The 12,970-nt window shown below is 66.3% G+C and carries 12 protein-coding genes; 8 read left to right on the forward strand and 4 right to left on the reverse strand.

All coding sequences use genetic code 11. The annotated features are described in order from the left end of the window. Positions 1–16: 16 nt before the first annotated feature. From cysM to DMO17_RS06235, 5 genes are all read left to right on the forward strand, one after another. Entirely contained in the window at positions 17–901 is an 885-nt protein-coding gene (gene cysM / locus DMO17_RS06215; RefSeq protein WP_110681636.1) for a cysteine synthase CysM, read from the forward strand. Positions 902–906: 5 nt separating this feature from the next. Further along, on the forward strand, positions 907–2,256 hold the full coding sequence (gene rlmD / locus DMO17_RS06220) for a 23S rRNA (uracil(1939)-C(5))-methyltransferase RlmD (RefSeq protein WP_110681637.1): 1,350 nt from the start codon (positions 907–909) through the stop codon (positions 2,254–2,256). Positions 2,257–2,336: 80 nt separating this feature from the next. Then, complete coding sequence (gene relA / locus DMO17_RS06225; protein WP_110681638.1) at positions 2,337–4,583, forward strand: GTP diphosphokinase; 2,247 nt, start codon at positions 2,337–2,339, stop codon at positions 4,581–4,583. Positions 4,584–4,631: 48 nt separating this feature from the next. Beyond that, a complete protein-coding gene (mazG, locus tag DMO17_RS06230; RefSeq protein WP_110681639.1) occupies positions 4,632–5,462 on the forward strand; it encodes a nucleoside triphosphate pyrophosphohydrolase in 831 nt (276 codons plus the stop codon). A 19-nt stretch (positions 5,463–5,481) separates the two neighbouring features. After that, on the forward strand, positions 5,482–6,021 hold the full coding sequence (locus DMO17_RS06235) for a DUF2058 domain-containing protein (RefSeq protein WP_110681640.1): 540 nt from the start codon (positions 5,482–5,484) through the stop codon (positions 6,019–6,021). A gap of 33 nt (positions 6,022–6,054) precedes the next feature. Here DMO17_RS06235 and DMO17_RS06240 read toward each other — a convergent pair whose 3' ends face one another. The 4 genes from DMO17_RS06240 to purM all read right to left on the reverse strand — a co-directional run bounded on the left by DMO17_RS06240 (position 6,055) and on the right by purM (position 8,852). Continuing rightward, complete coding sequence (locus DMO17_RS06240; protein ID WP_110681641.1) at positions 6,055–6,330, reverse strand: Rho-binding antiterminator; 276 nt, start codon at positions 6,328–6,330, stop codon at positions 6,055–6,057. Between the two features lie 91 nt (positions 6,331–6,421). Further along, entirely contained in the window at positions 6,422–7,138 is a 717-nt protein-coding gene (locus tag DMO17_RS06245; protein ID WP_110681642.1) for a DUF3108 domain-containing protein, read from the reverse strand. Between the two features lie 8 nt (positions 7,139–7,146). Then, complete coding sequence (purN, locus tag DMO17_RS06250; protein WP_110681643.1) at positions 7,147–7,794, reverse strand: phosphoribosylglycinamide formyltransferase; 648 nt, start codon at positions 7,792–7,794, stop codon at positions 7,147–7,149. Next, positions 7,794–8,852, reverse strand: a complete 1,059-nt coding sequence (gene purM / locus DMO17_RS06255) for a phosphoribosylformylglycinamidine cyclo-ligase (protein WP_110681644.1) — start codon at positions 8,850–8,852, stop codon at positions 7,794–7,796. The genes purN and purM overlap by 1 nt, the downstream gene beginning before the upstream one ends. Positions 8,853–9,048: 196 nt before the next feature. On the opposite strand from purM, the gene DMO17_RS06260 reads away from it, so the two are divergent. From DMO17_RS06260 to DMO17_RS06270, 3 genes are all read left to right on the forward strand, one after another. Beyond that, positions 9,049–10,074 (forward strand): DUF2066 domain-containing protein, encoded by a 1,026-nt coding sequence (locus DMO17_RS06260; RefSeq protein WP_110681645.1) that lies wholly within the window; start codon positions 9,049–9,051, stop codon positions 10,072–10,074. 49 nt (positions 10,075–10,123) lie between these two features. Continuing rightward, entirely contained in the window at positions 10,124–11,218 is a 1,095-nt protein-coding gene (locus tag DMO17_RS06265) for an AI-2E family transporter (protein WP_110681646.1), read from the forward strand. Positions 11,219–11,318: 100 nt separating this feature from the next. Then, a complete protein-coding gene (locus DMO17_RS06270) occupies positions 11,319–12,893 on the forward strand; it encodes a hypothetical protein (RefSeq protein WP_110681647.1) in 1,575 nt (524 codons plus the stop codon). Positions 12,894–12,970 lie beyond the last annotated feature (77 nt).

The raw sequence follows: 12,970 nt of genomic DNA on the forward strand, positions 1-12,970 counted from the left end.
CGGATGGCCGCTTCGCATGACCCTGCAGTTCCCCACCATCGCCGACTGCATCGGCAACACCCCGCTGGTTCGCCTGCAGCGTCTGCCCGGCAGCGAGCGCAATCACCTGCTGGTGAAGCTGGAAGGCAACAATCCGGCCGGCTCGGTGAAGGATCGCCCGGCCATGTCGATGATCACCCGCGCCGAGCTGCGCGGCGACATCCAGCCCGGCGATGTGCTGATCGAGGCCACCAGCGGCAACACCGGCATCGCCCTGGCGATGGCGGCGGCGATCAAGGGTTACAGGATGATCCTGATCATGCCCGGCAACTCCACTGAGGAGCGCAAGGCGGCGATGAGCGCCTATGGCGCCGAGCTGATCCTGGTGGACAACATGGAGGTGGCGCGCGATCTCGCCCTGGCCATGCAGGCCGAGGGCAAGGGCAAGGTGCTCGACCAGTTCGCCAACGGCGACAACCCCGAGGCGCACTACCGCAGTACCGGTCCGGAGATCTGGCGCCAGACCCAGGGCGCCATCACCCACTTCATCAGCTCGATGGGCACCACCGGCACCATCATGGGCACCTCGCGCTACCTCAAGGAGCAGAACCCGGCCGTGGAGATCATCGGCCTGCAGCCGCAGGACGGCTCGGCCATCCCCGGCATCCGCCGCTGGCCGCAGGCGTACCTGCCGAGCATCTTCGACGCCAGCCGGGTCGACCGCGTCCTGGACATCTCCCAGGCCGAGGCCGAGGACATGATGCGCCGTCTGGCGCGCGAGGAAGGCATCTTCTGTGGCGTGTCGTCCGGCGGTGCGGTGGCGGCCATGCTCAAGCTGGCGCGCGAGACCGAGAATGCGGTGATGGTGGCGATCATCTGCGACCGCGGCGACCGCTACCTGTCTTCCGGGCTGTTCAATTAACCGACATGGCCAAGCACAAATCCCTGCGCTTCCAGCCGGCTGGTGGTGAGCGCAAGACCCAGGTGCCGGTCGGCAAGAAGCAGAAGCTCTCCATCGAGCGTCTGGCCAACGACGGTCGCGGCATCGCCTTCGTCGAGGGGCGCAGCTGGTTCGTCGCCGGTGCGCTGGCTGGCGAGGAGGTCGAGGCACGCGTGCTGGCCGCCCGCGCCCAGGTGGTGGAGGCGCGCAGCGAGCGCGTGCTGACCCCTTCTTCGCTGCGCCGCGAGCCGGCCTGCGCGCATGCCGGCCGCTGCGGTGGCTGCACCCTGCAGCACCTGCCGCATGCCGAGCAGCTTGCCCTGAAACAGCGCAGCCTGGCCGAACAGATGCAGCGCCAGGCCGGCGTCGAACCGGATGAGTGGGCGGCGCCGCTGACCGGTCCCGAGCTGGGCTACCGGCGCCGCGCGCGCATCGCCGTGCGCTGGGACGTCAAGGGCAAGCGCCTGGAGGTCGGCTTCCGTGCCGCGGCCAGCCAGGACATCGTCGCCATCGACGACTGCCCGGTGCTGGTACAGCCCTTGCAGCCGATCCTGCGCGCCCTGCCGGCGCTGTTGCGGGCGCTGGACAAGCCCCAGACACTCGGCCACGTCGAGCTGTTCCACGGCACCCAGGCGGCCCTGCTGCTGCGCCATACGGCGCCGCTGGGCGAGGCCGATCTGCAGCACCTGCGCGCCTTCTGTGCCGAGCACCAGGCGCAGCTGTGGCTGCACGGCGCCGGCGAGCCCGAGCCCGATGTGCCGGAGCAGCGCCTGGGCTATCGCCTGGAGCCCTGGAACCTGGAGCTGCAGTACAGCCCGGGCGATTTCGTGCAGGTCAATGGTGCGGTCAATCAGGCCATGGTCGAACAGGCGCTAGACTGGTTGGCGCCGCAGACTGGCGAGCGCGTGCTGGACCTGTTCTGCGGCCTGGGCAACTTCGCCCTGCCGCTGGCGCAGCGGGTCGGCGAAGTGGTGGCGGTGGAAGGCGTGCAGGCCATGGTGGCGCGGGCGCGGGAAAATGCCGCGGCCAACGGCCTGGGCAATCTGCACTTTTTCCAGGCCGACCTGTCGAAGCCGCTGGCCGGCGCCCCCTGGGCCGCCCGCGGCTTCGACGCGATACTGCTCGACCCGCCGCGCGACGGCGCGTTCGAGGTGGTCAAGGAGATTCACCGGCTGGGCGCGCGGCGCCTGGTCTATGTGTCCTGCAACCCGGCGACCCTGGCGCGCGATGCCGCCGAGCTGGTCCGGCAGGGCTACCGGCTGAAGCGGGCCGGGATTCTCGACATGTTCCCGCAGACGGCACATGTGGAGGCGATGGCGTTATTCGAGAGGGGCTAGGAAGCCCTTGTAATCCGACTGGCCCAGAGAAGGTCAGAGCTAATCCGGCGGGGCGTGACTCGCCGTAGGGAAGGCAGAAGATGGTACAGGTCAGAGCACACCAGCCGATCAACCTCGACGGCAGCATCAACCTCGAGGCCTGGCTGGACCATACGCTGAGCGTCGACCCGGCGCTCGACCGCGAGGCCCTCAAGGCGGCCTGCGAGTTCGCCCGCGAGGTCGAGCAGCAGGCCAATGCCGCACAGAACCTGTGGGCGGAGGGTAACTCCAGCTTCCAGACCGGCCTGGAGATCGCCGAGATCCTCGCCGACCTCAAGCTCGACCAGGACAGCCTGGTGGCCGCGGTGATCTACCGCGCCGTGCGCGAGGGCAAGACCACGCTCAAGGCGGTGCAGGAGAAGTTCGGCTCGGTGGTGGCCAAGCTGATCGAGGGTGTGCTGCGCATGGCGGCGATCAGCGCCTCGCTGAATCCGCGCGACTCCCTGGTGCTCGGTTCCCAGGCCCAGGTGGAGAACCTGCGCAAGATGCTGGTGGCCATGGTCGACGACGTGCGCGTGGCGCTGATCAAGCTGGCCGAGCGCACCTGTGCGATCCGCGCGGTCAAGCATGCCGACGACGAGAAGCGCCACCGCGTGGCGCGCGAGGTCTTCGACATCTACGCGCCGCTGGCCCATCGCCTGGGCATCGGCCATATCAAGTGGGAGCTGGAGGACCTCTCCTTCCGCTACCTGGAGCCGGAGCAGTACAAGCAGATCGCCAAGCTGCTGCACGAGCGCCGCCTCGACCGCGAGCAGTACATCGCCGACGTGATGAACCAGCTGCGCACCGAGCTCACCGCCACCGGGATCAAGGCCGACATCAGCGGCCGGGCCAAGCACATCTATTCGATCTGGCGGAAGATGCAGCGCAAGGGCCTGCAGTTCAGCCAGATCTACGACGTGCGCGCGGTACGTGTGCTGGTGCCGGAGGTGCGCGACTGCTACACCGCCCTCGGCATCGTGCACAGCCTGTGGCGGCACATTCCCAAGGAATTCGACGACTACATCGCCAACCCCAAGGAGAACGGCTACCGCTCCCTGCATACGGCGGTGATCGGCCCGGATGGCAAGGTGCTGGAGGTGCAGATCCGCACCCAGGCCATGCACGAGGAGGCCGAGCTGGGCGTGTGCGCCCACTGGAAGTACAAGGGCACCGACGCCAAGGGCGGCTCCGACCACTATGAGGAGAAGATGGCCTGGCTGCGTCAGGTGCTCGAGTGGCATGAGGAACTGGGCGACATCGGCGGCCTGGCCGAGCAGCTCAAGGTCGACATCGAGCCGGACCGGGTCTACGTGTTCACCCCGGACGGCCACGCCATCGACCTGCCCAAGGGCGCCACGCCGCTGGACTTCGCCTACCGCGTGCACACCCAGATCGGCCACAACTGCCGCGGCGCCAAGATCAACGGGCGCATCGTGCCGCTGACCTACAGCCTGCACACCGGCGAGCAGGTCGAGATCATCACCAGCAAGAACGGTGCGCCGAGCCGCGACTGGCTCAACCCCAACCTGGGCTACATCACCACCAGCCGGGCGCGGGCGAAGATCGTCCACTGGTTCAAGCTGCAGGACCGCGAGCAGAACGTCGCCGCCGGCAAGGCCATGCTCGAGCGCGACCTGGCGCGCCTGGCGCTGGCGGCGGTGGACTTCGCCAAGCTGGCGGAGAAGTGCAACCTGAAGAGCGTCGAGGACATGTACGCGGCCCTCGGTGCCGGCGACCTGCGCCTGGCCCATGCGGTCAACCTGGCGCAGCAGCAGGTCGAGCCGGAGCGCGGCAACGAGCAGCTGGAGCTGATCCCGCGGCGCGCCACGGCGCCCCGCCCGGGCAAGCGCGGCGATATCCAGATTCAGGGCGTCGGCAACCTGCTGACGCAGATGGCCGGCTGCTGCCAGCCGCTGCCGGGCGACCCTATCGTCGGCTATATCACCGTCGGCCGCGGTGTCTCGATCCACCGCCAGGACTGCGCCTCGGTGCTGCAGTTGGCCGGGCGCGAGCCGGAGCGGATCATCCAGGTCAGCTGGGGGCCGGTGCCGGTGCAGACCTACCCGGTGGACATCGTGATCAAGGCCTACGACCGTTCCGGCCTGCTGCGCGACGTGACCCAGGTGCTGCTCAACGAGCGCATCAACGTGCTGGCGGTGAACACCCGCTCGAACAAGGAGGACAACACCGCCTCCATGCTGCTGACCATCGAGATTCCCGGGCTGGATGCCTTGTCGCGCCTGCTCGCGCGCATCTCCCAGCTGCCCAACATTATCGAGGCGCGGCGCAACCGCTCCGGCACCTAACGGGCTCTCCCCGCTGCGGCGGGGTGCCCTCGACCCCACGGAAGCCCCATGTACCAGCTCGACGACCTGCTGCACCTGATGGCCCGCCTGCGCGACCCGCGGCATGGCTGCCCCTGGGACCTCAAGCAGAGCTACGCGACCATAGTCCCCTACACCCTGGAGGAAGCCTACGAGGTGGCCGATGCCATCGAGCGCGGCGACTTCGAGCACCTGCCCGGCGAACTGGGCGACCTGCTGTTCCAGGTCGTCTACTACAGCCAGCTGGCCAGGGAAGAGGGGCGCTTCGAGTTCGCCCAGGTGGTCGACGGCATCACCCGCAAGCTGATCCGCCGCCACCCGCACGTGTTCCCCGATGGCGACCTGTATGGCGCGCCTGATGCGGCGAAGCTGGAGGAGGCGGCGGTCAAGCAGCGCTGGGAGGAACTCAAGGCCGAGGAGCGCGCCGAGAAGGCCGCGGCGCCCGAACAGCTGTCGCTGCTCGACGATGTACCGGGTGCCCTGCCGGCGCTGTCGCGCGCGGTGAAGCTGCAGAAGCGCGCGGCCCAAGTCGGCTTCGACTGGCCCGAGGCGCTGCCGGTGGTAGACAAGCTGCGCGAGGAGCTGGACGAAGTGCTGGAGGCCATGAGCGAGAACGATGCCGAGGCGATCGCCGAGGAGATCGGCGACCTGCTGTTCGTCGTCACCAACCTGGCGCGGCACCTCAAGGTCGACCCGGAGGGCGCCCTGCGCGCGGCCAACGGCAAGTTCGAGCGGCGTTTCCGCTACATCGAACAGGCATTGCGCGAGGCCGGTCGGCCCATCGAGAATTGCAGCCTGGATGAACTGGATGCCCTGTGGGGCGAAGCCAAGAAGCTGGAGAAGCAGTCCCCCGGCTGCTGACGATCAAGAGCGAGTATTCATGAGCCTTTCCCTCCGCGACCAGCTGCTGAAAGCCGGCCTGGTCAATGAAAAGCAGGCCAAGCAGGCCGGCAAGCAGAAACAGAAGCAGCAGCGCCTGGAGAAGAAGAACCAGGTCGAGGTCGATGATTCGCAGAAGCAGGCCGCCCTGCAGGCCATGGCCGAGAAGGCCGCGCGCGACCAGGAACTGAACCGCCAGCAGCAGGAGAAGGCCCAGCAGAAGGCCATCGCCGCGCAGATCAAGCAGCTGATCGAGACCAGTCGCCTGCCCAAGATCAATGGCGAGGACTACTACAACTTCGTCGACGACAAGAAGGTCAAGCGTATCGCGGTGAACAACCTGATGCGCGACAAGCTCAGCCGCGGCTCGCTGGCCATCGTCCGCCATGGCGGCGCCTACGAGGTGATCCCGCGCGAGGCGGCGCTGAAGATCCAGGAGCGCGACGTCCAGCGCATCGTCCTGCTCAACGTGCAGAGCGAAGGGCCGGACGAGGACGACCCGTACGCCGCCTACCAGATCCCCGATGATCTGATGTGGTAAGGCCGCAGCCGGGCCGGTTCCCGGCTGGCGCCATCAGCAGGGCCGGTTGCCGAGCAGTACGCGGCCGAAGCTGGCGCCCGGGTCGAGCGGGGTGATGGCCAGCAGCTGGTCCAGGCGCAGCCGCTGCTCGCCGGCCTCGCTCTGCACCACGAAGAATTCTTCCTTGCTCGGCTCGGTGCGGGTGGTCAGGGCCCGGGCCTGCAGCTCGCCGCCATCGACCAGCTCGATGCGCAGGCGGTAGCGGTGCATGCAGGCGATTTCCAGGTAGTCGTAGAGGTCGCAGGCCAGGGGGCGGTAGGCATCGCTCATCGCGTGTTCCTCCATGTCGAAGGTTCAGCCTAGACCGATTGGCGGGCATAAAAAAGCCGGGCATGGCCCGGCTTTCCCGAGTGGATCCGCCCTATTCGCGCAGGCCCTCGACGGTGCGGCCGTCGACCTGGCCGTCCTTGAGCATGATCTGGTACTCCTTGCCGTCCTTTTCCACCTGGTGCAGGCGTACCAGCAGGTAGTTCCAGTCCTTGGCGAACCAGAGCACGGTCTTGCGGCTGCTCTGGGTCGGGTCGCGCACGCGCTCGACCTTGATCGCGTCGATCAGCCCGGCCTTGGTGCGCACGCGCTCCTCGCCGAGTACGCGGAAGTCGTAGGTCTCGATCTCGTCGCCATCGATCACCTGGTAGCTCATGCTCTGCTTGCCGGCGGCGACATCGTGCTGCAGCACCAGCTGGTAGGTCGACTTGTCCATCAGGCCGCGGTTGAGCGGGAAGCGCACCGGCTCGCCGCGGTCGTTGCCCAGCACCTGCTTCTCGGTCCAGTCGAAGTCCAGCTCGATCTGCTTGGCCTTGCCCAGGCCGCTGCGGTCGAAGCGGTAGGTCAGCGGCAGGAAGGCGTCGCTTTCCATGCGCAGGGTGCTGGTCTCGCTGAGGCTGGCGACCAGCATGGAGGCCTCGAAGTTGAGTTCCCAGCGGCCGTTGTCCAGGGCCTTGAGGCTGCGCCCGGCGGTGCCGCTGATCGGCACCTGCTTCCAGTCGGCGGTGTAGCTGGCGGAGAAGGGCTTGAGCTCCAGGGCCTGCACCGGCAGGGCCAGGAGGGCGAGCAGCATCAGCAGAATGCGGGGCATGGAATCTCCTATGTGCGGATCAGGTGTCCGGTGGCCGGCAGGTCCTTGCCGTCCAGTTGTGCGCCGGTCTTACCCAGCTTCAGGCGGCCCTCGGCGAACCAGCGCATGGCCAGGGGATAGATGTGGTGCTCCTGGCTGTGCACGCGCTGGGCCAGGCTCTCCGGTGTGTCACCGGACTCTACCGGCACCACGGCTTGTACGACCAGTGGGCCGCCATCGAGTTCCTCGGTGACGAAGTGCACGCTGCAGCCATGTTCGCGGTCGCCGGCTTCCAGCGCGCGCTGGTGGGTGTGCAGGCCCTTGTACTTGGGCAGCAGCGAGGGATGGATATTCAGCAGGCGGCCCTCGTAGTGGCGCACGAAGTCGCCAGTGAGGATGCGCATGAAGCCGGCCAGCACCACCAGCTGCGGGTCGAAGCCGTCGATGGCCTCGATCAGCGCGGCATCGAAGGCCTCACGGCCGTCGAACTGCTTGTGGTCCAGCACCAGGGTCGGGATGCCGGCGTTCTGCGCGCGGACCAGGCCGTAGGCATCGGCGCGGTTGGAGATCACCGCGGCGATGCGCGCCGGGTTGCCGTCATTGGCGATGCTGTCGATCAAGGCTTGCAGGTTGCTGCCGGACCCGGAGATCAGCACCACGACATTGCAGTCGGCCATCAGTGGGCTTTCAGGTTGTTCAGCACGACCTGCTCGGCGCCTTCGGCGGCCTGGGCAATCTGGCCGATCACCCACGGGGCTTCGCCGGAGGCGCGCAGGCTGGCCAGGGTGGCCTCGACCTGGTCCTGGGCCACACAGATGACCATGCCGACACCGCAGTTGAGGACGCGGTGCATCTCGTGCTCGTCGACGTTGCCCTTTTCCTGCAGCCAGTCGAACACCGCCGGGCGGGTCCAGCTGGCCACGTCGATCACCGCCTGGGCGCCCTGCGGCAGCACGCGCGGGATGTTGTCGAGCAGGCCGCCGCCGGTGATGTGGGCCATGGCCTTCACCGCGCCGGTTTCCTTGATCAGCTTGAGCAGCGGCTTGACGTAGATGCGGGTCGGCGCCATCAGCAGGTCGGCCAGCTTCTGGCCATTCAGCTCGGTGGCTTCGATATCGGTGCCACTGACTTCAAGAATCTTGCGGATCAGCGAGTAGCCGTTGGAGTGCGGGCCGGAGGAGGGCAGGGCGATCAGGGCATCACCGGTAACCACCTTGGAGCCGTCGATGATCTCGCTCTTCTCCACCACGCCGACGCAGAAACCGGCCAGGTCGTAGTCTTCGCCTTCGTACATGCCGGGCATCTCGGCGGTCTCGCCACCCACCAGGGAGCAGCCGGCCAGTTCGCAACCGGCGCCGATGCCGGTGACCACGGTTGCGGCCACGTCGACATTCAGCTTGCCGGTGGCGTAGTAGTCGAGGAAGAACAGCGGCTCGGCGCCGCACACCACCAGGTCGTTGACGCACATGGCGACCAGGTCCTGGCCGATGCTGTCGTGCTTGTTCAGGTTCAGCGCCAGGCGCAGCTTGGTGCCGACGCCGTCGGTGCCGGACACCAGCACCGGCTGCTTGTAGCCGGCCGGGATTTCGCAGAGGGCGCCGAAACCACCCAGGCCACCCATGACTTCCGGACGCGCGGTGCGCTTGGCCACGCCTTTGATGCGCTCGACCAGGGCTTCGCCGGCGTCGATGTCGACACCTGCATCCTTGTAGCTGATGGAGGGTTGCTTGCTCATGGGTTCAGGCCTTTAGAAGGGGGAATGCTGTGGGCGACCGGCGCGGCAGCGGGCCGGTCCGCGAAGGCGCGCGATTTTATCAGGCTTGCCCGCCAGCGGCCACCGGGCGCGACGGTTGCCCGGGGGCAGGCGGCTGTTTAAGGTATAGCCCTTCACGTGCCGCGCCGGCACATCCCTCCGAGCCGAGACCCTATCGATGCGCCTGTCCGCCCGCCTGCTTGCACTTTGCCTCCCGCTGTTCAGCCTGCCGGCCTTGGCCGAGCCGGTCAGCGGCCTCTATCAGGTGCGCGAGGCAGTCACCAGCCAGCAACCGGAAGAGCGCAGCGCTGCCCTCAATCGCGCCCTGGAGACCCTGGTGCTGCGCCTGACCGGCGACGCCCAGGCGCTGCAGAACCCGGCCCTGGCAGGCGTGCGCCAGGATCCGCAGCAACTGGTCAGCCAGTACGTCTACGAGGGCGAGACCCTGGTGGTGGACTTCGACCCGCTGACCACCGAGAACAAGCTGCGCCAGGCCGGCCTGCCGCTGTGGGGCGCCAATCGGCCGTCCATTTTGACTTGGTGGATCGTGACTTCGCGAGAGGAAGGCGGTCTAGTTGGCGATGGCCAGGAGGCCGCTGCACCTTTGCAGCAGGCCGCCCAGCATCGCGGCCTGCCGCTGCGCCTGCCGCTGGCGGACCTGCAGGAGCAGCTGGTCGCCACTCCGGACAACCTCGGCGCCAGTCAGCCGGATGCGCTGCGCGAGGCATCGGAGCGTTATGCCGCCGATGCGCTGCTGGCTGTACAGGTTCGTGAGGAGTATGCGGGCATGCAAGCTGAGTGGCGCCTATGGCTGGGTGATAGCCGCGAGGAGGGCACCGTCAAAGGAAGTAGCCCACAGGAACTTGCTGATGCAGTTTTCCTCGCTGTAAGCCAGCGCCTGGCGCCGCGCTTCCTGGTCAAGCCCGGTGCCGCCAGCGCTCTGACCCTGGAAATCCAGGGCGCCAACCTGGCGCGCTATGCCGAGCTGGAGCGCCTGCTCGAACCCTTCGCCGCCCGCCTGCTGCGCGCCAAGGGCGATCTGCTGGTGTGGCAGGTCAATGCCAGCGCCGAACAGCTGCGTGCCCAGCTGAGCCTGGCCGGCCTGCAGGAAGTACCGGCCGATGCCGCGCCGCTGGACGCCAGCGCCAATCCGCAGGCGGCGCCCGCACCAGCCGCGGCCAACCTGATGCGTTTCCGCTGGTAATCTCGACTACCGGCGGCGTCCCCCCATCCATAGCGACGGAGTGCCTGAGATGACCGATTCGCGCCGCTGGTTGTGGCTGGCCGGCCTGTTCCTGTGTGGTTGGCTGATCTACCTGCTGACCCCCATCCTCTCGCCTTTCCTGGTGGCCATGCTGCTGGCCTACATGGGCGATCCGATGGTGGATCGCCTGGAGCGGCGCGGGCTTTCGCGGACCTGGGGCGTGGTCATCGTCTTCAGCCTGTTCAGCCTGCTGCTGCTGGTCATGCTGCTGGTGCTGATCCCCATGCTCGGTCGCCAGCTGGTGCGCCTCTACGAGCTGCTGCCGCAGGGCCTGGACTGGGCGCAGCACCAGGCGCTGCCCTGGCTACAGGCGCAGCTGGGGCTGGCGGAGGGCTTCTGGCGCTTCGACCAGCTCAAGCAGGCGCTGTCCGGGCATCTGGGCAAGACCACCGACATCGTCAGCGGCCTGCTGGCCCAGGCCACCGCCTCCGGCCTGGCGCTGCTCGGCTGGCTGGGCAACCTGCTGCTGATTCCGGTGGTGGCCTTCTACCTGCTGCGCGACTGGGACCTGATGCTGGCCAAGCTGCGCAACCTGCTGCCGCGGGCGCGCGAAAGCCTGGTGGTGAAGCTGGTCGGCGAGTGCCACGAGGTGCTCGGCGCCTTCATGCGCGGCCAGTTGCTGGTGATGTTGGCGCTGGCCGGCATCTATTCGGTTGGCCTGATGGTGGTGGGCCTGGAGCTGGGCCTGCTGATCGGCGTGCTCGCCGGCCTGGCCAGCATCGTGCCCTACATGGGCTTCATCGTCGGCTTCGGTGCCGCCGTGGTGGCCGCGCTGTTCCAGTACAGCGGCTTCGAGCTGTACCCGCTGATCGGCATTGCCGTTGTGTTCGGCATTGGTCAGCTGCTCGAAGGCATGCTGCTGACGCCCATGCTGGTCGGCGACCGCATCGGCCTGCACCCGGTGGCGGTGATCTTCGCCATCCTCGCCGGCGGCCAGCTGTTCGGCTTCACCGGTGTGCTGCTGGCCCTGCCGGTGGCTGCGGTGATCATGGTTTTGCTGCGCCATGCGCATGATTTTTACAAGCTCTCCGAGCTCTATGGGGAGAAGCCCGGCGACGAACAGGGACCACCTGTTAGCGGTTGAGCAATAACCTCTTGGAGCGCATGGATTCGTGCTCTGCTGCCCACCATGCGCAGGCGGGCGTCGGCTAGAGTGTCTGCACCATCTATTAGGGAGAGACATCATGTTGCAGGGATGCGTTTCGTCACGACTCATGGGCGCTGTACTGCTGTTTTTTGCGCCACTGGCGCTTGCGGGGCAGGAGCAGTGCGAGCAGACGGGCATCGAGTCCATGCAGCTGATTAGCCCCAGAACGGGCTACTACCAGGTCGAAGTCGAATACTGCTACAGGCCGGATACACGCGAGCCGGTCTACCTATTGCTGGGGCTGGATGTGCCCGAGGGCTACGAAGCTTACAGCCACAGTTTTCCTCATGAGGTGTCGCCTGGGCGGCATTCGACCCGTCTTGAGCTCAACCGCCCTAATGAGCCCAAGGGCTCATTCAGTACCCATACTCTCGCTGCCCGGATACTCGAAGGGGCCAAGGAGCTGGCAAGCGATGTGCGTCAGCAGCGCATCGACTGGCCGAGTCAGGACACCTATTTACGACAGCGCATGTTCGCGCGCTATAGCAACGATGAATTGCTGAGTTTCGCCGAGGAGCGCATTGACGAGGGCAGTCCGCAGGCTCGCCAGGTGGCTCGTGAGTATCTGGAAAAAGTGGTGCTGGAGGAGCCAGAGCGAGTAGAGATCTATAAATTGTTCGCGCGTATTGCCATGGCGGAGCAGTGGAATGCTCAGGGCCTGGGTGAGGCGCGTGGCTATCTCGATACAGCTTTGCAGATCGATCCCGGTTATGCGGACGGTTACATCATGCGTGGCTTCGTGCTGGCCCATCTGCGTGACTTCGAGGCCGCCGAAGCAGACTTTCGCAAGGCCGAATCGCTGGGCGTGAAGAATCTCTGGATTTGGAACAACTGGGCGGTCAAGCACGCATTGCAGGGCAATAAGGAGCAAGCATTAGCGCTTTACCGGCGAACCTTGGCGGGCGAAAAGCCCGAAGGGCGCAATCTAAGAGCTCGGCTCAACGCGTTCGAAAATATGCTGTTCTTCCTGAACGATGGCAGGCATCTGGACGAGATGGCGGCTCTTCACCAGCAGCGTCTGAAGGAGTTCGACGAGCGTGCCTGTTTCTATGTCGACTATGCGAAATTCCTGCTGATCCAGCGTCAAGACTACAAGGGGGCGATCGATAACGGGCACAAAGCGCTTGAGGGGGGCTGCCAGGACCAGAATGCACGAAGCACTCTGGGCATTGCCTATCATGTTGGCTCCCTGGATCAACCTGAGCTGCTGGGGCGTGCGAGAGTCTTCAAACCCGAAGGTGCCGAGCTTTACTGGGGGCTGGCACAGGTTCCGCAGGCCGAGCCTCTGCTGCAGCGCTACCGGCCGAATATCGACAGTCTCGACGGCCGGGGATATACCGCCCTGGCTTATGCCCTGGAGAACAATGATCTTGAGGCGGCGCGGCGCCTCGTCGCGCTGGGTGCGAGCCTGAGTAGCGAGATAGGTCCGGACAAATATCCTCTGGCTCTGATGCCCGTGCTACGCGGCCATATCGCGGGTGTACGCTTTGCTATCGATCAGGGCATCGACTACGGACGTGTTGAATACCGCAGTGTTTCTGCTCTGGACTATGCCCGGCAGGTGGGTAATCCGGAGGTTATTGAGCTGCTGGGCGCACAACGGAAAATCTGAGCTAGCAGGCCGATTGTTCGTGTTTAGCTCTGGCGTTAGACTCGCCGCCCCGGTTTCACAGGCAGACAATGCTCTCT

This window comes from Aquipseudomonas alcaligenes (assembly GCF_003205495.1).
GTDB lineage: Bacteria > Pseudomonadota > Gammaproteobacteria > Pseudomonadales > Pseudomonadaceae > Aquipseudomonas > Aquipseudomonas alcaligenes_B.

Excerpts from the sequence above, each read along its gene's own strand:
- rlmD (WP_110681637.1), top strand. The coding sequence starts at position 907 with ATGGCCAAGCACAAATCCCTGCGCTTCCAGCCGGCTGGTGGTGAGCGC.
- DMO17_RS06245 (WP_110681642.1), bottom strand. The coding sequence starts at position 7,138 with ATGCCCCGCATTCTGCTGATGCTGCTCGCCCTCCTGGCCCTGCCGGTG.
- DMO17_RS06240 (WP_110681641.1), bottom strand. The coding sequence starts at position 6,330 with ATGAGCGATGCCTACCGCCCCCTGGCCTGCGACCTCTACGACTACCTG.
- mazG (WP_110681639.1), top strand. The coding sequence starts at position 4,632 with ATGTACCAGCTCGACGACCTGCTGCACCTGATGGCCCGCCTGCGCGAC.
- purN (WP_110681643.1), bottom strand. The coding sequence starts at position 7,794 with ATGGCCGACTGCAATGTCGTGGTGCTGATCTCCGGGTCCGGCAGCAAC.
- purM (WP_110681644.1), bottom strand. The coding sequence starts at position 8,852 with ATGAGCAAGCAACCCTCCATCAGCTACAAGGATGCAGGTGTCGACATC.
- cysM (WP_110681636.1), top strand. The coding sequence starts at position 17 with ATGACCCTGCAGTTCCCCACCATCGCCGACTGCATCGGCAACACCCCG.
- DMO17_RS06235 (WP_110681640.1), top strand. The coding sequence starts at position 5,482 with ATGAGCCTTTCCCTCCGCGACCAGCTGCTGAAAGCCGGCCTGGTCAAT.
- DMO17_RS06265 (WP_110681646.1), top strand. The coding sequence starts at position 10,124 with ATGACCGATTCGCGCCGCTGGTTGTGGCTGGCCGGCCTGTTCCTGTGT.
- DMO17_RS06270 (WP_110681647.1), top strand. The coding sequence starts at position 11,319 with ATGTTGCAGGGATGCGTTTCGTCACGACTCATGGGCGCTGTACTGCTG.
- DMO17_RS06260 (WP_110681645.1), top strand. The coding sequence starts at position 9,049 with ATGCGCCTGTCCGCCCGCCTGCTTGCACTTTGCCTCCCGCTGTTCAGC.
- relA (WP_110681638.1), top strand. The coding sequence starts at position 2,337 with ATGGTACAGGTCAGAGCACACCAGCCGATCAACCTCGACGGCAGCATC.